The organism is Acidovorax sp. YS12, from assembly GCA_021496925.1.
Taxonomy (GTDB): domain Bacteria; phylum Pseudomonadota; class Gammaproteobacteria; order Burkholderiales; family Burkholderiaceae_C; genus Paenacidovorax.
On sequence record CP053915.1, the window covers coordinates 2,399,003 to 2,419,078 of the forward strand.

Annotated in this window: 17 protein-coding genes; 6 read left to right on the plus strand and 11 right to left on the minus strand. The window is 58.4% G+C overall.

Translation table 11 applies throughout. From position 1 onward, the window contains the following. Positions 1-25: 25 nt before the first annotated feature. Positions 26-892, minus strand: coding sequence for a lipid A biosynthesis acyltransferase (locus tag YS110_10985; protein UJB65236.1), 867 nt, complete (start codon positions 890-892; stop codon positions 26-28). After that, entirely contained in the window at positions 889-1,725 is an 837-nt protein-coding gene (locus tag YS110_10990) for a lysophospholipid acyltransferase family protein (protein UJB65237.1), read from the minus strand. The genes YS110_10985 and YS110_10990 overlap by 4 nt, the downstream gene beginning before the upstream one ends. Positions 1,726-1,858: 133 nt before the next feature. On the opposite strand from YS110_10990, the gene YS110_10995 reads away from it, so the two are divergent. From YS110_10995 to YS110_11020, 6 genes are all read left to right on the plus strand, one after another. After that, on the plus strand, positions 1,859-3,040 hold the full coding sequence (locus YS110_10995; GenBank protein ID UJB65238.1) for a methionine adenosyltransferase: 1,182 nt from the start codon (positions 1,859-1,861) through the stop codon (positions 3,038-3,040). A gap of 73 nt (positions 3,041-3,113) precedes the next feature. After that, positions 3,114-4,196, plus strand: coding sequence for a bifunctional nicotinamide-nucleotide adenylyltransferase/Nudix hydroxylase (locus tag YS110_11000; protein UJB65239.1), 1,083 nt, complete (start codon positions 3,114-3,116; stop codon positions 4,194-4,196). 15 nt (positions 4,197-4,211) lie between these two features. Continuing rightward, on the plus strand, positions 4,212-6,218 hold the full coding sequence (locus YS110_11005) for a tetratricopeptide repeat protein (GenBank protein UJB67425.1): 2,007 nt from the start codon (positions 4,212-4,214) through the stop codon (positions 6,216-6,218). A 63-nt stretch (positions 6,219-6,281) separates the two neighbouring features. Continuing rightward, positions 6,282-8,090 (plus strand): glycosyltransferase, encoded by a 1,809-nt coding sequence (locus tag YS110_11010; protein UJB67426.1) that lies wholly within the window; start codon positions 6,282-6,284, stop codon positions 8,088-8,090. A gap of 88 nt (positions 8,091-8,178) precedes the next feature. Further along, the gene (locus tag YS110_11015; GenBank protein UJB65240.1) at positions 8,179-8,628 is read left to right on the plus strand and encodes a hypothetical protein; all 450 of its coding nucleotides are present in this window, start codon (positions 8,179-8,181) and stop codon (positions 8,626-8,628) included. After that, positions 8,582-10,429, plus strand: a complete 1,848-nt coding sequence (locus tag YS110_11020) for a pre-peptidase C-terminal domain-containing protein (GenBank protein UJB65241.1) — start codon at positions 8,582-8,584, stop codon at positions 10,427-10,429. The genes YS110_11015 and YS110_11020 overlap by 47 nt, the downstream gene beginning before the upstream one ends. Before the next feature lie 411 nt (positions 10,430-10,840). On the opposite strand, the gene YS110_11025 is transcribed toward YS110_11020, so the two are convergent. The 9 genes from YS110_11025 to YS110_11065 form a co-directional block, all read right to left on the minus strand. Next, complete coding sequence (locus tag YS110_11025) at positions 10,841-12,004, minus strand: glycosyltransferase family 4 protein (protein ID UJB65242.1); 1,164 nt, start codon at positions 12,002-12,004, stop codon at positions 10,841-10,843. Then, positions 12,001-12,900 carry a GDP-mannose 4,6-dehydratase gene (locus tag YS110_11030; GenBank protein UJB65243.1) on the minus strand — a complete coding sequence of 300 codons (900 nt, stop codon included), beginning with the start codon at positions 12,898-12,900 and terminating at the stop codon, positions 12,001-12,003. The genes YS110_11025 and YS110_11030 overlap by 4 nt, the downstream gene beginning before the upstream one ends. After that, on the minus strand, positions 12,897-13,931 hold the full coding sequence (gmd, locus tag YS110_11035; protein UJB65244.1) for a GDP-mannose 4,6-dehydratase: 1,035 nt from the start codon (positions 13,929-13,931) through the stop codon (positions 12,897-12,899). Before gmd ends, YS110_11030 begins: the two co-directional genes overlap by 4 nt. Positions 13,932-14,043: 112 nt before the next feature. Continuing rightward, complete coding sequence (gene rffA, locus YS110_11040) at positions 14,044-15,180, minus strand: dTDP-4-amino-4,6-dideoxygalactose transaminase (GenBank protein ID UJB65245.1); 1,137 nt, start codon at positions 15,178-15,180, stop codon at positions 14,044-14,046. A 34-nt stretch (positions 15,181-15,214) separates the two neighbouring features. Further along, entirely contained in the window at positions 15,215-15,604 is a 390-nt protein-coding gene (locus tag YS110_11045; GenBank protein ID UJB65246.1) for a GtrA family protein, read from the minus strand. A gap of 10 nt (positions 15,605-15,614) precedes the next feature. Continuing rightward, positions 15,615-16,379 (minus strand): hypothetical protein, encoded by a 765-nt coding sequence (locus YS110_11050; GenBank protein UJB65247.1) that lies wholly within the window; start codon positions 16,377-16,379, stop codon positions 15,615-15,617. 7 nt (positions 16,380-16,386) lie between these two features. After that, the gene (locus YS110_11055; GenBank protein ID UJB65248.1) at positions 16,387-17,637 is read right to left on the minus strand and encodes a gamma-glutamyl phosphate reductase; all 1,251 of its coding nucleotides are present in this window, start codon (positions 17,635-17,637) and stop codon (positions 16,387-16,389) included. Further along, on the minus strand, positions 17,634-18,692 hold the full coding sequence (locus YS110_11060; GenBank protein UJB67427.1) for an acyl-protein synthetase: 1,059 nt from the start codon (positions 18,690-18,692) through the stop codon (positions 17,634-17,636). The genes YS110_11055 and YS110_11060 overlap by 4 nt, the downstream gene beginning before the upstream one ends. Positions 18,693-18,754: 62 nt before the next feature. Continuing rightward, a complete protein-coding gene (locus YS110_11065) occupies positions 18,755-20,074 on the minus strand; it encodes an AMP-binding protein (GenBank protein ID UJB65249.1) in 1,320 nt (439 codons plus the stop codon). Between the last annotated feature and the right edge of the window lie 2 nt (positions 20,075-20,076).

Below are 20,076 nucleotides of genomic sequence, written 5' to 3' on the forward strand. Positions count from 1 at the left end.
ACCAAAGGGCTAGAGGCCAAAAACATCAGTAAATCGACGGCTCGCCCTCGGGCCGTGTCTTGAAGCGCTTGTGCACCCAGTAGTACTGGCCCGGCATGGTGTCGATGACAGCCTGCAGCTCGCGGTTCATGCGCGCGGTGTCGGCATCCACGTCGTCGGTCGGAAAGCCTTCCCAGGCCGGCGTGATCTCGGCCACATAGCCCGTGGGCGTCATGCGCGTGTACATGCCCAGCACCTTGGCCCGGCCCAGGCGCGCGAAGCGCGACAGCGAGGGCACCGTGGCAGCGGGCACGCCGAAGTAGGGCACGAAGATGGACTCCTTGCGGCCGAAGTCCATGTCCGGCAGCAGGTATAGCAAGCCGCCCTTGCGCAGGTTGGCGATGATGGGCTTCACGCCATCGGCGCGGTTGAGCATGCGCACGTCGCCAAAGCGCTGGCGCCCGGCCATGAACCATGCGTCCACCACCGGATCGGGATGCGTGGAGAAGATCGACGTGAACGGCCGCATGGTGTGCAGCGGCAGCGCCAGCCCGCCCGCGTCCATGCCGTAGAAGTGCGGTGCGAACAGGATGGTGGGCGCATCGCCCTCCAGCTCGTGCAGCGCGCCTTGCAACTGCACGCGCGCGCTCACCACAGCCTGCGGCGCCGACCAGAGCCAGCTGCGGTCGAACCAGGCCTGGCAAAAGCGCACGAAGGTCTCTCGCGCCCAGGCACGGCGCTGCGCGGCACTGGCCTCGGGGTAGCACAGCTCCAGGTTGCGCAGGGCGACGCGGCGGCGCGGCACGGCCAGCACGTACAGCAGCCGGCCCAGCAGCCACCCGAGCCCACGCAGCAGCGGCAGCGGCAGCACCGCCATGCGGCGCATGAGCCAGACACCCAGACGCGACATCATGGGCTGACCTCGCCGCGCGGCTGCTTGTAGCGCGCATAGCCCCACAGGTATTGCGCCGGGCAGGCGCGCACGACCTGCTCCATGGCCTGGTTGATCTGCAACACGGCGGCGTCCAGGGATTCAGACAGGGGCACCGGCAACTCCTCCAGATACAGCACGTAGCCCTGCCCCCAGGGTTCGCGCTCGCAACGCGCCAGCACCACCGCGGCGCCGGTCTGCTGCGCCAGCCGGGCAGCCAACGTCATGGTGTAGGCATCGCGGCCAAAAAAAGGGGCCCACAGGCCCTGCCCCTGCGGCGGCACCTGGTCGGGCAGCAGCCCCACGGCTTCGCCCCGGCGCAGCGCCTTGATCATCCGGCGCACCCCCGTCAGCTCGGTGGGCACGGCCTGCACACCCGGACGGTTGCGCGCCGTGCGCATCACCCGCGCCAGCCAGGGCTGGCGCGCCGGCCGGTACAGGATGGTGATCGGGCCATGCGCGGCAGACCAGCGCTGCGCCGCTGCCTGCACCGACAGCTCGAAGCAGCCGATGTGCGGCGTCAGGAAAACGATGCCCTTGCCCGCGGCCCAGGCACGCTCGACGCATTCGGCGTTCTTCAAGCGGCAGGCCGGCAGTTCGCCCAGCCACAGGCGCGGCAGCTCGACCGCCATGCGCCCCGCGTGCCCCACGGCCGCACGCACCTGTGCAAAGCCATAGCCCGCCCGGGCCGCGTTCTCGACGAAACGGTGCCGGTAGCTGGGCGAGAGCACGAAGACCAGCCACCCCATGGCCCAGCCCAGGCCATGGAGCAGCCACAAAGGCAGTACGGAGAGGAGGCGCAACAGCGTTGGCATTAGAATGGAAAGGTCGCTGAGTTAACTGAGCAACTTGCAGGGCGACGGTAAAAAACACTGCTAAAGCGTTCGCCAAAGCTCCAAAGGCCGAGGGCAACGCCCCAAATGCCAGAACACCGGAGTTTATTCACAAATGGCGAACGACTTTCTCTTCACTTCCGAATCCGTCTCCGAGGGCCATCCCGACAAGGTCGCAGACCAGATCTCGGACGCCATCCTCGACGCAATCTTTGAACAAGACCCGCGCTCGCGCGTGGCCGCCGAGACGCTCACAAACACCGGCCTGGTAGTGCTGGCCGGCGAGATCACCACCAACGCCCACGTGGACTACATCCAGGTGGCGCGCGACACCATCAAGCGCATCGGCTACGACAACACCGACTACGGCATCGACTACAAAGGCTGCGCCGTGCTCGTGGCCTACGACAAGCAGAGCAACGACATCGCCCAGGGCGTGGACCACGCCAGCGACGACCACCTGAACACCGGCGCCGGCGACCAGGGCCTGATGTTCGGCTACGCCTGCGACGAAACGCCCGAGCTGATGCCCGCGCCGATCTACTACGCGCACCGCCTGGTCGAGCGCCAGGCGCAGTTGCGCAAGGACGGCCGCCTGCCCTTCCTGCGCCCCGACGCCAAGAGCCAGGTCACGATGCGCTACGTGGATGGCAAGCCCCACAGCATCGACACCGTGGTGCTCTCCACCCAGCACAGCCCCGACCAGAGCGAAACGCCCACCAAGATGAAGGCCAGCTTCACCGAAGCCATCATCGAGGAGATCATCAAGCCCGTGCTGCCTTCGGCCTGGCTGCAGGACACCAAGTACCTGATCAACCCCACGGGCCGCTTCGTCATCGGCGGCCCGCAGGGCGACTGCGGGCTGACGGGCCGCAAGATCATCGTGGACACCTACGGCGGCGCCTGCCCGCACGGCGGCGGCGCGTTCAGCGGCAAGGACCCGACGAAGGTGGACCGCAGCGCCGCCTACGCTGCGCGCTACGTGGCCAAGAACATCGTGGCCGCAGGCCTGGCGCGCCAGTGCCAGATCCAGGTGGCCTACGCCATCGGCGTGGCGCGGCCGATGAACGTCACGGTCTACACCGAGGGCACGGGCGTGCTCCCCGACGAACAGCTCGCCCAGCTGGTGCTGGAGCACTTCGACCTGCGGCCCAAGGGCATCATCCAGATGCTCGACCTGCTGCGCCCGATCTACCAGAAGACCGCCGCCTACGGCCACTTCGGCCGCGAGGAGCCCGAGTTCACCTGGGAAAAGACGGACAAGGCCGCCGCACTGCGCGCAGCCGCAGGACTTTAAGAAGAAATCGGCTGCCAATGCGCTCCCAGAAAGCGCCAGCAGCTCTTTTTTCAATAGCAAACGGCGCGCGCCTATGTATGACACCGCCATCCTCATCGGCCGCTTCCAGCCGGTTCACGCCGGCCATGTCGCCCTGCTGCGCGAGGCGCTGGCGCGCGCGCACCGCGCCATCGCCATCGTCGGGTCGGCCCACCAGGCGCGCTCCGCCAAGAACCCATTCACCTGGGAAGAGCGCGCGGCGATGCTGCGCAACGCCCTGCCCGCGCAGGATGCCGCACGCCTGACCGTGCTGCCCGTGCGCGACTGCTACGACGAACCCGCCTGGGCCCAGGCCGTGCGTGAGGCCGTGGCGCACCACACCGCGCCACAGGCGCGCATCGGCCTCGTGGGCCACTTCAAGGATGCCAGCAGCGATTACCTGCACGCCTTTCCCGGCTGGGCATTGATCCGCATGGAGCGCCAAGGCGGCATCGACGCCACCGCGATCCGCGACGCCTATTTCAGTGCCACGCCCGAGACCATCGCCGCGGCGCTCGCGCCCTTCGCGACCGACATTCCGCCAGCGACGCAAGCGCTGCTGACGCAGTTCGCCCGCCAGCCAGACTATCTGGCACTGCAAGAGGAGTGGCACATGCTGCGCGGCTACCGCGCCGCCTGGGCGGGCGCGCCCTACCCGCCAGTCTTCGTCACCGTGGATGCCGTTGTGCGCTGCCAGGACCATGTCCTGCTGATCCGCCGCGCCCACGCCCCGGGCAAAGGGCTGTGGGCCCTGCCTGGCGGATTCCTGGAGCCGCGCGACACACTCTGGCAATCGTGCCTGCGCGAACTGGCGGAAGAAACCCACTGCGCCCTGCCCGAGGCCACCTGGCGTGCCGCGTTGCAACAGGTCGCCGTATTCGACCACCCGGACCGCAGCCAGCGCGGGCGCACCATCACGCATGCGCATTACTTCGCGCTGCCCGATGCGTTACCCCGGCCTGCGGTGCAGGGTGGGGATGATGCGGCCCAGGCCACATGGCTCTCCCTGCGTGACGTGGCGGATCTGGAGGAATGCTTCTTTGAAGACCATTTCCACATCCTGCGGCATTTCACGTCACACTCCGCCAGTACCATCGCCCACTCCGCACAGCCCCCTGCGGAACACCCCAACCACTGAATGCCAACGCTTACGATGAAGCAATTTTTCCAGGCGCGCTACGGGTTCGCCCTCTTCCTGGCCGTTGTGACACTGGGGATCTACCTTCCAGGTCTGCAAAACACCCTACTCTTCGACGACAACCTGCTCAAGAATGGAACCATATTCTCGGGCTATGGCAGCCTGACCGAATTCAAGCAGCGCATGCTCTCGTACGGAAGCTTTGTCTGGCTCGAGGGGATTTTTGGCGAAGGCTGGTGGAAACAGCGTCTGTTCAACATCGCCATCCACCTGGCGAACATATTCGCCATTCACGCCCTCATCAGCCGCATCCTCGCCCACGCGCAGTTTTCCGGGGAAACCACCGCGCTACCGCACTTCACGGCCTCGCGCAGCGCCGCCAGCCAGGTCGCACTGGTCATTTTCGCGCTCAATCCGGTGGCCGTTTATGCCGTGGCGTACCTGATCCAGCGCTCCATCCTGATGGCCACGCTCTTTTCCGTGGTGGCGTGCTGGGCCTTCGTTCGCTGGCTCGAATCCAGAAAACCCGGCTGGATCGCCCTGGCGGTGTGCGCATATATCGTTGCCATCCTCTCCAAGGAATACGCCCTGGCCACCCTCGTCTTGATGGTGCCGATCTATATCTTCATCCGCCGCCCCAATAAAAAGACGCTTGCCATTGCCACGGCCATCGCCCTGTCCATTTCCGGGATGGCTGCGGCCATGTTCTTTCACATTTACGGCCATCTGATCGGGAAGCCTTTCGACGGACAGTCGGTGGCCTTCGTCCAGCAACTGGAGAGCATTCACCCCGGGGTTTCCGACAGGATTTATCCGTTGAGCATTCTCAACGAAGCCGCGCTTTTCATTGCCTACGGCGTACGCTGGGTTCTGCCCTATGCGGGCTGGATGTCCGTCGATCTACGGCCAGCCTTTCCCTTGGGGTTTGCCTCGCCGTGGCACCTGGCCGGCGCCTTGCTGTATGTCGGCCTGGGCGTGGCGGCCCTTTGGGCGGTACTGCAGCGGCGGGACGTCTGGTCTGCCGTGGGCCTGTTCACCCTGTTTCCGGTGCTGTGGTACGTCACCGAATTTTCCACCGTATGGATTCAGGACCCTTTCGTGCTCTACCGCAGCTACCTTTGGGCTGTGGCGCTGCCGGGCCTGCTTGCCATTGTCCTGACCGGGCTCAAGCCACGTACCATTTACACCCTGGGCATCGTTCTGGGGCTGGCACTGGGCGCACTGGCCTTTGAAAGGGCTTGGTCGCTGAAAGACGAAGGCACAGCCTGGCAGGACGCAGCGGAGAAGGTAGACCTCGACGCGCCCGCGAATGCCGTGGGGCGCAGCCGTGCATTCAACAATCTCGGATCCTATTACCTGCGCCAACGTCTTTTCGACCAGGCGGAACGCCATTTCAAGACCGCCCTGTCGCTGAATGACCCGGGCGTCACGGGCGCCCTTGCCAATCTGAACATGGGAGCCACGCTGCAGCACAAAGGCCAGCACGTGGAGGCCCTGAAATTCCTCGCCGCCGCCCAAGCCATGGGCAACCGCAGTGCCGCGCTCTCGTACCATATCGGTGAGTCCCAGCTTGCCCTTGGCCAAATCGCACCGGCACTCGCCAACCTGGGCAATGCACTGGCGCAGCTCGACGCGGACCCGATCAACCGCCACCTGGAACCAACGATCCGGCAGCGCCGCGCCGAGGCCGCGTTGGCAGCGCAGCAATTCAAGATCGCCATCGACGACTACCGCGACCTGCTGGCCCGTAGCCCGAATGACGCCCAGCTCAGCTTGAAGCTGGGCATCGCACTGGGGCGCGCAGGCCAATCCGCCGAAGCCATGGAGCTTCTGAACAAGCTGATTGCGCAGTCCCCCTCGGCCCTCGCTTTCTACGGGCGTGCCATGGTGCATTACAACCTGGGCGAGCGCAGCAGCGCCCTGGATGACCTGGACCAAGCCATTGCCCTGGATCCACGCAATGCGCAGTACCGCGCCGTAAGAAACCAGTTGGCATCCCCTCCACCTGCACCCAAGCGCTGAAGCGCTTCGCATCCCATGCGCGTACTCCATGTGGGCAAATTCTTTCCCCCGCACCGTGGCGGCATGGAAGTCTTTCTGGCCGACCTCGTTGCCGAACAACAGCGCCAAGGCATTGAGGCCCATGCCCTGGTACACGGTACACCCCAGCCAGACGACCCACCCTGGCTAGAGCGGGTGCCTGTGCAATTTACTGTCACTTACGCCCCCATCGCACTGGGCTTCAGGCGCGCACTGGATCGCGCCATACGCAGGCTCCAGCCAGACATCCTTCATCTGCACATGCCCAACAACTCCGCGCTGTGGGTGCTGACCCTTGCATCTGCGCACAAAGTGCCCTGGATCGTGCACTGGCAGTCCGACGTGGTGGTCTCCAAGATCCGTCTCACCGTTGCACTGGCATACCGGCTCTATCGGCCCTTCGAGCAAGCCCTTTTGCGGCGGTCGGCGCGCGTGATCGTCACATCCCCCCCCTATCTGCAAGGCAGTGAACCCTTGCGAACTTGGCATGACCGCTGCACCATCGTGCCGCTGGGCCTGGGCCATACGGCAGAGCCACCAGCCAAGGCTCCCCCTGGCACGAACCACTGGCACGGCAGTGCATTGCGGCTGCTGTCAATTGGCCGGCTCACCTACTACAAGGGGTTTGAAACACTCATCCAGGCAGTCGCCCCTCTGCCAAACGTGGAGCTCCTCATCATTGGCGAGGGTGAATTGCGTGATGCGCTGCAGGCCCTCATCGCTGGCAGCCTGCCTGCGGGCCGCCCCTCCAATATCCAGCTCCTGGGCAATGTTGACGACGAGGAGAAACATGCACTGTTGGCGCATTGCGACGTTTTCTGCCTCGCATCCCGTGAGCGCACCGAAGCTTTCGGCGTTGCGATACTCGAAGCGATGCAACACGCCAAGCCCTGCATCGTTTCAGACCTTGCAGGCTCTGGCATGCCCTGGGTCGTGCAGACCGCTGGCGCCGGCCTTCTCGCCCCCCCGGAAGACTTGACTGCATGGCAGACAGCCATCGTCCAGATGCAAAACGAACCCACATTGCGCACCCGCCTGGGGCGCGCCGGCCAGCAGGCCCTGCGGCAACAGTTCTCGATGGCCGCCTGCGCACGGCGCATAGCAGACCAATACACGCTGGCGCTGCCAGACCCCGCACCCTCTTCCGCAAGCAAAGAGATTCTCATCGTCATTCCCGCGCGCAATGAGGCCACCACCATCGGCGACGTGCTGCAAAGTCTCAGCGCAACAGGCTGGCGTGACGTGCTGGTCGTCAACGACCAGAGCACCGATGACACGGGCGCCATCGCCAGGGCCGCTGGTGCACGGGTACTCACGCCCGTGCTGCCAGTAGGTGCATGGGGCGGTATGCAGGCCGGCATACGCTATGCCCTGCGCCATGGCTACCAGGCCGTCATCACCATGGACGCCGATGGGCAGCATGAAGTGGACGAGATTCCCACCTTGCTGAACGCCCGAGACCAAGCCGACCTGGTGATAGGTGCCTTTCCCGAACGCGCCAGCCAGTTGCGTCAATTGGCCTGGCACTGGTTCCGCCAGCTGGCCGGGTTTGACCTGCGTGACCTCACCTCGGGTTTTCGCCTGTACAACCGCGGCGCGATGGGCGTTCTGGCCTCTCGTGAAGCCACCCTGCTGGACTACCAGGATCTGGGCGCGCTACTGCTGGTTCGTCAAACTGGGCTTCACATCAAGGAAGTTGCGGTCTCGATGAACCTGCGAAGCACGGGCAAGTCACGCATTTTCAACTCCTGGTTCAGTGTGGCACGTTACATGCTCGCAACCACACTGCTGTGCCTGGCAAGGTGGCAGATACCACTCACTCAAAAAAGCCCTCAGATTCATGGCAATAGGTGAAAACCATATGAATTCTTCACAATTCTTCACCAACACTACGAGAAGTTTCACGCGCACACGCGCTCGATCAACCAAGCCATTGCCTGCCATGCCCCTCTCACCCAGCACAGCTATCGCGGCGGCCATCACGGGGCTGCTGCTCTCCGGGTGCGCCGCTCCTCCAAACACCTCGGAAAGGGGCCAGGCCCCAGCCAGCAAGCCCGTTGCCCAAACGACGCGCGGAGCCACCACCACCCCACAGGGCGGCATGATGGGCTACATCGACCCCGAAACTGGTCAGATTACCGACACACCACCCACCACGAAGCAGGCACCGATCGAACTATCGCCCGAACTTCAGAACGCAATGAGCACCTCCAGTGAAGATCTTGCGGAAGAAAAAAGTCCGCTGCCAGGCGGCGGTCACTTCATTGATCTGAAGGGCAGGTTCCAAAGCCCTCTCCTGGGGACCCAAGACAAAGACGGGAAAATCAACTTCATCCACCCCGTCCATGACAGCAACCATTCCAAGCCTGGAAACAATGATGAAAAAAAATAACAAAAACCCAGCCCTGTCATTCTTTGTCAGCGTAGTTCTTGCCGCCACGGCAGCCACTCAGGCCCCGATTGTCAGCGCGGCGACATTCCAAATCATCAATACCAATGACCCAGGAATTGGATTCAATGAGGGCACTGCCGCAACCCCTGTAGGAGGCAACACTGGCACCACCATTGGACAGCAGCGACTGATTGCCTTCCAATATGCTGCCGATATATGGGGACGCTATCTTTACAGCAACACACCCATCAGAATTGGAGCAAAATTCACCCCACTCGACTGTTCTGCCTTCAGCGGAATTTTAGGCAGTGCAGGCCCAAAAGTTACCTATAGAGATTTTAACGGCGCACCGTACTCTTCGACATATTACCCCGTAGCCTTGGCCAATGCCCTCTATGGCTCGGATCTCTTGCAAGGAGCAAGCTACCACATCGAAGCGAATTTCAGCAGCACGATTGGCAAACCGGGTTGCATGGAAAATTCAGGTTGGTACTATGGCTTGGATGGCTCGCCGCCCCAGGGGAAATTTGACCTCGTAAGTGTCATCCTGCATGAACTGGGCCATGGGCTGGGATTTCTATCATTGGCTGATTTGACTACAGGTCAAAAACCCAACGGCTATGATGATGCATATATTCGCAACCTGGAAAGGCATGGGGCCACTCCTTCGGCATACACCGCAATGAACGACGCGCAACGCTCGGCCGCGAATGCCGCAGGCCCGGATCTGCATTGGATTGGAGCGAATGTAAAGGCAGCCACCTCCATTCTTTCGGCCGGGAAAAATGGCGACCACGCCATCATGTATGCGCCCTCACCCAAAGAGGAAGGCTCCTCCGTCTCCCATTGGGACAAGTCAATGACGCCCAATCAAATGATGGAGCCTGTTTATACAGGCCCCATTCATACACCCGGGCTAGAGTTGGCTCTTTTCAAAGACATTGGCTGGAAGATCAATTACACATTGAATACCTCGAAAAATGGTTCGGGCGCCATTTCCAGCAGCCCCAGCGGCATCAATTGTGGCGACACCTGCAGCAGCAGCTACGCCAGCGGAACACTGGTAAACCTTTACGCAACACCCGCCTCGGGATACACCTTTAATGGCTGGTCAGGCAATTGCTCTGGAACCGGGGCATGCGCAGTGACAATGGACGACAATAAGTCCGTTACCGCGAGTTTTGCCGTGGACACATCAAGAGTCGTCTCCATCGGGAAAATCGGCACAGGAGACGGCACAGTAACCCGAACCAGCGGTAGCCTGAATTGCGGCTCGATATGTGCGGAAACAATGACGCAAGGCACGACGGTAAGCCTCAGCGCCACCGCAGCGGCCGGCAGCACCTTTGCTGGCTGGTCTGGAGGGATATGCTCTGGCACGGGCTCTTGCGCATTCACGGTGAACTCCAACACTACTGTAAATGCGACCTTTAACGCTACTTCAGGGGGCGAAACCACCACCCCACTCATCGAAACCACTCTCCTGAGTGGCGTCGGCGTGAATCTATATTACAGCATCAATATTCCACCCAACGCAAAGAATCTAGTCATCAGAACTGGCGGAGGTACAGGAGATGCCGATCTTTACGTAAAATACGCCCAAACACCAACAACAAGCTCCTATGACTGCGCACCATTGAATACGGGCAATGATGAGTCGTGTACATTCACGTCACCTAGCGCTGGAGTTTATTACATCATGCTGAGGGCACGCACGGAATTCAGTGGCGTAACCTTATCCGCAAGCTATCAAAAAACCGACAATTTAACACCCATCATCAATCTTCTTTTGCTCGATTAAGGCAATTATCATGAAAATTTCACAAACTGCACTTATCTCCTCTCTACTTCTCGCGTTTGCTGGAGCCACCCAAGCACAAATTGCCTTCATCAACGAGAGTCCTACATACATTAGATTCGAACAATATACAGGAAGCTTTGGGGATATCGTTTTCTGGAGGCTCCCCTATCCTGGCTCCTCCGTTTTTCCTGGCACATCATGTACCTCCGTAACAATACCCAGCAACAAACCAGAACATGCATCAAGATTCATGGCCCTATATTTATTCGCAAAAAACAGCAACAAACATGTATTTTACCAAATAAACCCCTCCTGCAACATTCTTAGCTTCGGCATGGATGGCTGATATTTGCAGATGAATCAAGTCATGTAACTTTTCATCAAATTCGCTTGAAATGTCCATCTTTAGCATCAAGCTACCATTTTGTACACTTCAAGCGTCTGCCGCACACAATGTTCCCAGGTCATCTCACCTGCACGCCTCAATCCGCTGGGTACAGCTTGAGTGCGCCATGATTCATCCTCCAAAAGACGCATCAGCTGCATACGTATCGCTGCCACGTCGCCCGATTCCGCCAGCAGTGCAGCCCCATCGACCACCTCTGGCATACATGAACAATCGGAGGTGAGAACCGGCACGCCACAAGCCATAGCCTCAACCAGAGGTAAACCAAAACCTTCATACACCGACATCATCGCAAAAGCATGCGCACCTGCGTAGAGCGCAGGCAGATCTGCCTGCGGTACATAACCAAGATAGCGCAGCCAACCTTGAGAACGGCCGCGCTCAATGAGAGGTTGCACTCGATCATTAAGCCAGCCGCTGGAACCCGCCAGAACCAGCGGATAGCGCCCGCGCAGCGGCGCAGGTAGATCTGCATAGGCTGTGATGAGTTGATCCAACCGCTTACGCGGCTCCAGTGTGCCCACACTCAACAAATACCGTGATGGCGCCAGGCCATGCCGAGACAACACTGGTGCCAGCGCATCCGCAGCCTGCGGCCGGAACGCCGAATCAACCCCCAGATGAATCGCCCGCACCCGCTCTGGCGGCACCGCATAATCGGCAATCAGTTCCTGACGCACCGCTTCCGAATCTGTAATCAACGCATCAGCCCGGCACAGCGAACGCTCAAAAGCCAAGTCAAAATAGCGCCTGCGCGCAGCTGGATGGGTTTCCGGAAATCGGTGGATCGACAGATCATGCACGGTTGCGACCGATGGGCCATCGTATGCAGGCAGAAAATAGTTGGGCGAATGAAATACCGCCCCACGCCCCTGCTGCAACAACCGCTTGCGCCATACCTCCGATATCGCGTCATAGACCTCCACGGCCCACATCTTGGTGGCCATGGCGCGACGTAGATGCCCGAGCCATTGCGACATGGCAGACGCCCCGCCCCCCCCCGAAGAAGATGCTCCCGCCGACGAGATGTCTGCCCATGACCACATTCCCAGGTAACGCAACTCTTCGAAATCCCCCTGCATTGGCAAGCGGGTGGCCAACTCATACGCATAGCGGCCAATGCCGGTGAGTGGAGGAAAGATCGCGTCAATCGCGAGGATAAGCCTCAAGGTACAGACCTTCTAAGCTTCGCCAGCATCCGTGCCAGCGTAGCGTCCATTGCGCCTCCACCGGGCCATGCATCTGCGGCTCTTCGCCAAATCTCCTGCAGTCGGGCCGGATCACCACACAGTCGCTGAATCTCATCGGCTCGCACGAAAGCCGGATTAACACGCACGTCGATCTGGTGCCCCGTCAAATGCTGCAGTCGCCCTATCACGTCATTGAGCGTGTAGGTAATGCCGGTGCAAATGTTGTACACACCCTGCGGCTCGCCATGCTCCAACAGATGCAGGTAAGAACGACACACAAAATCTACATCGTTGTACTCTCGCTCAACATGCAAATTACCCAGTTCCACTACCGGCGCGCGGCACGCGAAATGATTCACCAGCTTCGGAATCAGGAATTGCGGTGCCTGTCCTGGCCCGGTGTAGTTAAACGGGCGAGCAAAAATCAATGGAAAGCACCGGGCATAAGTACGGGCCAGTTGCTCCATCGCCAGTTTGCTCGCACCGTAATGATTGACTGGCGCTGGTACTTGCGACTCTGCAATGGGTGAATGCTCGCAATTACCATAAATATTCGCACTACTGGCGATTAGCACGCTAGCGGGCGGAATCGGTTGAGCCGCAACAGCCGCCAACAGATTTATCGTACCCAACACATTGACGCCATAGAACGCCAATTCATCGGCATGGCCCACAAAGCTCAATGCCGCCAGATGCACCACCGCCCAGCTCTGGGCCGATGGCATCGCTGCAACCGCAGATAACACCCCAGCAGACACCTCAGCAGGCCGGGTCAGGTCTGCGGCAAGCGCTACCACAGTGTGCCCCTGATGCCGCGCCAGCACCGCAAAGTGCTGGCCAGTAAACCCGTCGGCGCCAGTCAACAGGATATTCAAAACGATGCCCCTTCTCGATTGCGACGCAGATCGGCCTCGACCATCATCTGGCACAACTGCTCCAGCGTGGTCTGGGGCTCCCAACCCAGGGTAGCCTTGGCCTTGGCAGGGTTGCCAATCAGCAAATCCACTTCCGCCGGACGATAGAACTTGGGATTGACACGCACCACGACCCTACTGGTCGCCGCGTCCACCGCGGTCTCAGCCTCACCGACGCCCTTGAAATCCACCTCGATACCAGCGCCCTTGAATGCCATGCGTACAAAGTCGCGAACCGTCTCGGTACGATTCGTAGCCAACACGAAAGTGTCGGGTGCATCGGCCTGCAACATACGCCACATGCCCTCCACATATTCCTTGGCGAAGCCCCAATCGCGCTTGGCGTCCATGTTGCCCAGTTCCAGTACATCCAGCTTGCCGAGCTTGATTTTGGCCACACTGTCGGTGATCTTGCGCGTGACGAACTCACGCCCACGCAGCGGGCTTTCATGATTGAACAGAATACCGCTGCTGCCGAAGATGCCATAACTCTCGCGGTAATTCACCGTCATCCAGTGTGCGTAGAGCTTGGCCACGCCGTAAGGGCTGCGCGGGTAGAACGGCGTGGACTCGATCTGCGGAATAGCCTGTACCTTGCCAAACATTTCCGAGGTGCTGGCCTGGTAGAAGCGAATTCTGGGGTTCACCAAACGGATGGCTTCGAGCAAATGCAGGGCCCCCACACCGGTGATCTGTGCAGTGGTGCTAGGTTGCTCAAAGCTCACACCGACAAAGCTCTGCGCGGCGAGGTTGTAGATTTCGTCGGGCTGCGTTTTTTGTACCAAGGCGATGCTAGCGCCCAAATCGGTCAGATCATATTCGACTAGATGCAGGCTGGGGTGGTTTTGTATGCCCAGTTCTTCCATGCGCCAAAAATTAACCGAACTGGTACGGCGGTAGGTGCCATAGACGACGTATCCTTTCTCCAACAACAGTTGCGCAAGGTAAGCGCCGTCTTGGCCAGTGATGCCGGTGATGATTGCTCGCTTCATAAAATAAAGATTCCCCAAAACTCAATAACACTTACGCATCACTGTACGAAGGATGCGTTCCCAATCGAAATGCAGACTTTTTCTGCCGACCACTCTAGTTGAAAACCTGTTATCACGTTCGATCCTCCAAAGCATCCCCCACGGCAGCAATTACGTTGTTAATATACTCATCCAGACCAACCCACAAAGGTAAACGCACGAGACGATCCGACAGGTCATCAGTACGAGCCATCTCACCCCAAACTCTTCCGTACTCTTTTCCAGCAGGCGCAGAGTGCAAAGGGACATAATGAAACACAGCCCCGATACCGCGAGTCTTCAATTTCTCAATAAATCGTGTACGCCTAACCAAGTCTGGCAACAGCAAGTAGTACATATGTGCGTTGTGCTGGCAATGCCCGGGCAGTATCGGACGCCGAATCAAACCTGCATTCTCGAACACAGAAAAAGCATGGTGGTAGCGCTGCCACAGCGCCATGCGCTGCTGGGTGATGTCGTCCGCAGCCTCCATCTGAGCCCACAGAAAAGCTGCGATCAGCTCTCCTGGCAAGAAACTTGACCCTAGGTCACACCAGGTATATTTATCAACTTGACCACGGAAAAACTGACTACGATTTGTTCCTTTTTCTCGAATAATTTCCGCACGCTGCACGAATTCCGAATCATTCACCAGCAAAGCCCCACCTTCCCCTGAAATGATATTCTTGGTTTCATGAAAGCTCAGACAACCCATATGCCCAATCGAGCCGAGCGGCCTCCCCTTATAGGTTGACATAATTCCCTGCGCGGCATCTTCTATCACAATCAATTGATTCCGGCGCGCAATCGCCATGATGGCATCCATCTCGCAGGCGATACCGGCATAATGCACTGGCACAATAGCCCGTGTCCGCGGAGTAATAGCCGACTCTATCAGACTCTCATCGATATTCAGCGTATCCGGCCGGATATCAACGAATACAGGTTTCGCCCCACGCAAAACAAATGCATTGGCGGTGGAGACAAAGGTATACGATGGCATGATGACTTCATCACCCGGCCCAATATTTGCGAGAATCGCAGCCATTTCAATAGCTGCAGTACACGAATGCGTTAACAGCGCTTTTTCACAGCCTTGCCGTTGCTCCAACCATTGCGAACAGCGCCGGGTGAACTGACCATCACCAGAAAGATGCCCCGCTGTATGCGCCTGGGCGATATACCATAGCTCCTTGCCCGTCATATAGGGCTTATTGAACGGCACTTTCATTCTTCATTTCCTATTCTTAACAAGAGGCATGGAATCAGGACTCACCGCCCCTAAAAACCCAGAATTTCTGGAGTGTAAAAAGCAGCATAGCGACTACAATAACCATGCACACTTGGACTGCTTGATGTGACCAACCGAGCTGGTCCACAAACAACCAAAGCGCCAAGAAATTCACCGCATAGCCCAGAAAATAGGCCACACAGTACCGTACAAATGTTTCCCGACTATCGCCACCATAACGAAACGTCCAGCGCTTATTAAAAACAAATGTCTGCGCAACCCCGAGTGCATACGTCATCGTCATTGCAAGCTTGTGCTCTACCCCCGATGCAGTTATTACAAGATAAAGCAGATATAGAAGCATATTTGATACGACACCCACTACACCATAGCGAATCAACTGCATTATCAATTTAATATTCACCTAATAATCATCAACCCCGAACCCATCGCTTATGAAAACCCAGCAATAGCACCTCAAACTGAAAATCAAAACGCCGATAGAGATTTATAATCGAAATATTAGCAGCCGAAATCAAAGTTCGTGCCTCAGTTACGCTGCGCAAGCGGTTGAGGCGTAACACCTCTGCCCACAACGAAACACCCAGAAGCGCGTGGCTTCGCCTCACTCCCGTTAAAACAAGATCGACCTTTCCATCTTCTGTACGCTGAATGTGCAACCCAATGACCTCGCCCTTAAGGCGGTAGACAAGGATTTCATACTGCTGAGTGACCAAGTCCGTCAGCCAGTTGCTGTAGCGCTCCGAGGAAATTTCCGGTTCTATCCATGGATCCTCATGCATGCGCCCATGCTCAAAATCCATAGCTAAAATTTTGCGAATTGCATCGTGATCTTCAAAACCCGCAGGCTCCAGCATCGGTCCTGGCCGGATTAGACGATCAAAGGACTCGCTGCCTTGCAACTTGTGGTGACGGATACGATAACTGGCTTCAGCAAAATAGAAACCAGCCTGAGGCATCACCTGCTTCACTAATCGAGAGGACTCAAAACGGCCATAGGCGAACTGAACGCCCTGCGCCTGCGCCCAATCCTCAAACTGATCAAGGATTTTCAAGCCTGCTACTTCATTCTCAGCCTGAAACGAGGTAATCTCAGCACAGGCAAAATTGAAGACGCGCTCGTCCCATAGGGTACGGCGACAATCCAGGGCCGCCTGCTCATTGTGTAGATGGAGCATGAGATTTTCAGAAAGATGGCATTAGCAGTTTACGGCTGAAGGCTGTGATTAGATCCTGGCCGTCCCAAATCGGAGCGAAGGCCAAGGCGTCACCGATGAGGGCGATGTGATCCACCGCACGCGCCGGCAGCATCAAGGCAAAGGCCTTTAACTGATCACGCGTGAAGCCGTGTACCGCGAGAGTTTGTTCCTTGTCACTTAGCTGGGGGGCCAGTTCTTCCAGTTGGTTGAGGAACATTTCCAAAAACAGGCCGTTGCCGCAGTGGATGGTTTTGGCAGCCTCATCCAGCGGCTGCTCCAGCTGCAACCTTAGTGGATGGCCCACTGTCAGACCCGCGTCGCCATCTGGTCGCGCCAGGGCGGCACCCGCGTATTCGAAGCTGGCAGCGACCCGAGCCATACTCATGGCCTCGGAGTTCTCAGGATGGTGACGTGCCAGTTCCTGCTCTAGAGCTGCCCAAAATCGCACACGCGCCGTTTCGATTGATTCCGATGTACCAACCCACGCCACCAAACGCGGTGAGGAACATGCTTGCTGGGCAAACCAGAAAGCATCATTGTAAAAACGCCCAGCCAACTGCGATAATCCCGGTTCATCAAGCGCCAACAAGGCGCCAGCTTCGATAGCACAAGCCGAGAAGCGATCCGGAAAGCAGACTTCAGCAGCCGTCGGCCGAAGCGGGATGGCGCGCAGTTTTTGCACTGTGGCATCTCCGCCCCACACCACACGCAGTTGGCACACCTCAGACAATGCACGGTTAATCAGGTCGTCGTGCGGGTAAGTCAGCAGCACAATGCGGCCCCGAATGGATGCCCCAACCTCCTCAGTCAACGTCTGCGCCAACACAGAGATAAGGAAGGCTTGTGCCGCGCTAGCCTTCTGCGATACACGCACCACATTCACGTTGCCAGCCAGCAACGACAGCAACCAAGAATACATGAATACCGAATCTACGTTACCAGGTGCTACATGAAATGCCAAGCCGCGGCCCAGCACCAGCGCGTCACCAGTGTCGGTCGGGTATTTCTGTGCCAACTGCTGCAGGTTGGCACCACGAAACCAGTGGCCAAGGGCAGCCAACTCAGGATGCTCACGGATCCCTATTGCGGTGAGCAGTTTTTGCGAAAAACGCCTGACGAAATTAACTGCACGGCAATCGAATGGCTGCCAGACTGACACCGAACGCAGAGACTGGAGCACGTCGGTCAGGGGGGTCGTGGCGGTTTCCACGCCCAAAATATATTTCACGCCATTCATGCCGTCACTCTTGTATCGCTGCATCCACGCATCTCCACCTGAGGCAAACGGCCACTCACAGTGAAATAACTACCGGCACGACCACATAGGCAATCATCCTTGCCGTGCAAAATACCCACATCCTCGGTCAATAAGGAATGACCAGGATAGCTGAGCGGTATGGCGCTCTGCACCTGGATGACGCCAGGCTGCCCAGCAGCCAATGGCTGAAATGTATGCGGCTCGCGCATGATTACTTCGGCATAGCTGGGACTGTGCAAATAGCCATGCTCACACTCCATAAAGATGGAGCCGACCTGCTCAACCATGCCGTAGTAGTTGTAAACATGCTTGATGCCAAACTGCTGGTGCAGCCGGGCCTTGAACTCCTCGTTAGTGACACGCTGATCGAGGAGGCGCTTCCATCCACCACCGTGAATCAGCAGGCTCCCAGCCGGAAATTTGATCTGTACGCCTTGTCTCAGTGCGCTCTGATACAACCCCTGCCACACCACAAAGGTAAAACCAAACAGCAGCACAGGTGTATCAGGGTAGCGTTCCAGCCAGGCATTTAGAGCACCGACGTCCAGCTCAAGCACGTCATTCAGACAATAGCAGTGATCACGCCCATAAGTCGAAAAACCCAGGATACCTGCCACTCGGGCATTGAAGCGGCGGCGATCCTTCAACAAATCTGCCGAATCGACGATTACCATCGGCCAGCGCTTTTTTCCGAGAAACGAAGACATGATGGCAGTGAGCACACGAGTCTGTCGTATCGACGTTTCACGATCCAGGTAAATACGCGAAACGGCCTGCCCAGTAGTACCGCTGGAAGTCAAAGTTTTTATGATTTCACTCGCTTGCACGCTGCGCAACTCCAGCGTCTTGAACAGGCGTACCGGCAGATAAGGTACGCTGGAAAGCGTATCCGCATGCGCACCAGCCGGAAACAGGCGCTCGACCATGTTGGCGTATGGCTCGCAACGCTCCATATGCCAGTGTGTCAACGCATTCAACGTGTCCAGTAGCGCTGGGGTTTTAATTTCGTCGCTGTAGCCGTAAGGCCGAGCCATGTCCAGTGACAAAGCAGGGTAGCCCAGTGCGGCCTCAGGCAAGAAAGGCTCGTTTTGCATAATCAGATATGGACGAGGGCGTTATAGTCTTTTTTACCAGAAGGCAATAATGGCAACTGATCCACCAATTGGAGGCGGGTCATGGTGGGGTGAATACCGTACTGCTGGCGCAAATACTCACGCACCGGCCCCAGCAAGGCATCGTGTTGCCCTTCGACAAAGACCACCAGTCGATCATCTGTGCCGCCCACCGCAAGCGGAACGTACAGCAACGCCTGCAAGGCCTGCTCGACTTCGTCCAAACCGATACGGTTACCACTAATCTTGATGAAGCGCTTGAGCCGGCCAGTGATATAGAAGAATCCGTCTTCGTCCATTCGACCAATATCGCCAGTAGGCAAACGCCCCAGGTAGTCATCGCCGCGCGCAAAGTCTGCACGCTGCTCTGCATAGCCGAGCATGACATTGGCCCCCTGGTAGATCAGTTCCCCCAACTCAGCATCAATCGCAAGCGCCCCCCCGGGGATGGGTACACCAATACTGCCAATTTTATCGATCAGGCGCTCTGGCGGCACATAACTGATGCGAGCACAAGCTTCCGTCTGCCCGTACATAACGAAGAAGCGCCGGTTGCTGGCATGCGCGTACTCCGCCACCAGACGGGTGAGTTTTTCATCCAAGCGCCCGCCGGCCTGTGTCAGCGTCCGAAGTGCAGGAAGCTCCTGTTTGAAAAAGGCCGTCCGGTGCAACATCTGGTACATGTACGGCACCCCGGCCAAGGAGGTGACGTTGTGTTCACTCATGCGCTGCAAAAATGCGCGACTCAACACGCTGTCCGTATTCAACACCAAAGTGGCGCCAACCGATAAGTGACTATTAATTACAGAAAGGCCATACGAATACTGCATCGGCAGTGAAGTGATAGCACGTTCCTGCGCCCCAAGGCCCAGGTAACTAGCAATGGACGTCGCGTTCGCTTGCAGTGCAGCGCGCGACAGACGCACCAACCGTGGGCTACCGGTAGTGCCGGAGGTGCTAAGCAGCAAACCCAACGCAGGGTGCAGTTCAGCAGGGTGCGCATCAGGGCAGGCATGGATCTCACCACGCACAGCGATCCACGCTGGCCGGTAATGGGCTTGCAGCGCATCCAACTGCTCAGACGGCATCTGCGCCGCCAGCAGCAATGGCACATGACCTCGCCGCAAGCAAGCCAGATACAGTGCCAGATCTGAGAGCGTGTTGTCGCACAGCAGAAAACCCATGGTACGGGTTCCAAGTGCATCAAGCACCTGCTCCTGCTGAGCGACCTGCTCGAGAAGTGCGGAATAGCTGTGCGTGCGACCATTGCTCTCAATAATGGCGCTGCATTGCGACTTTTCCACAC

Excerpts from the sequence above, each read along its gene's own strand:
- YS110_10985 (UJB65236.1), bottom strand. The coding sequence starts at position 892 with ATGATGTCGCGTCTGGGTGTCTGGCTCATGCGCCGCATGGCGGTGCTG.
- YS110_10990 (UJB65237.1), bottom strand. The coding sequence starts at position 1,725 with ATGCCAACGCTGTTGCGCCTCCTCTCCGTACTGCCTTTGTGGCTGCTC.
- YS110_10995 (UJB65238.1), top strand. The coding sequence starts at position 1,859 with ATGGCGAACGACTTTCTCTTCACTTCCGAATCCGTCTCCGAGGGCCAT.
- YS110_11000 (UJB65239.1), top strand. The coding sequence starts at position 3,114 with ATGTATGACACCGCCATCCTCATCGGCCGCTTCCAGCCGGTTCACGCC.
- YS110_11005 (UJB67425.1), top strand. The coding sequence starts at position 4,212 with ATGAAGCAATTTTTCCAGGCGCGCTACGGGTTCGCCCTCTTCCTGGCC.
- YS110_11010 (UJB67426.1), top strand. The coding sequence starts at position 6,282 with ATGGAAGTCTTTCTGGCCGACCTCGTTGCCGAACAACAGCGCCAAGGC.
- YS110_11015 (UJB65240.1), top strand. The coding sequence starts at position 8,179 with ATGCCCCTCTCACCCAGCACAGCTATCGCGGCGGCCATCACGGGGCTG.
- YS110_11020 (UJB65241.1), top strand. The coding sequence starts at position 8,582 with ATGACAGCAACCATTCCAAGCCTGGAAACAATGATGAAAAAAAATAAC.
- gmd (UJB65244.1), bottom strand. The coding sequence starts at position 13,931 with ATGAAGCGAGCAATCATCACCGGCATCACTGGCCAAGACGGCGCTTAC.
- rffA (UJB65245.1), bottom strand. The coding sequence starts at position 15,180 with ATGAAAGTGCCGTTCAATAAGCCCTATATGACGGGCAAGGAGCTATGG.
- YS110_11050 (UJB65247.1), bottom strand. The coding sequence starts at position 16,379 with ATGCTCCATCTACACAATGAGCAGGCGGCCCTGGATTGTCGCCGTACC.
- YS110_11055 (UJB65248.1), bottom strand. The coding sequence starts at position 17,637 with ATGAATGGCGTGAAATATATTTTGGGCGTGGAAACCGCCACGACCCCC.
- YS110_11060 (UJB67427.1), bottom strand. The coding sequence starts at position 18,692 with ATGGCTCGGCCTTACGGCTACAGCGACGAAATTAAAACCCCAGCGCTA.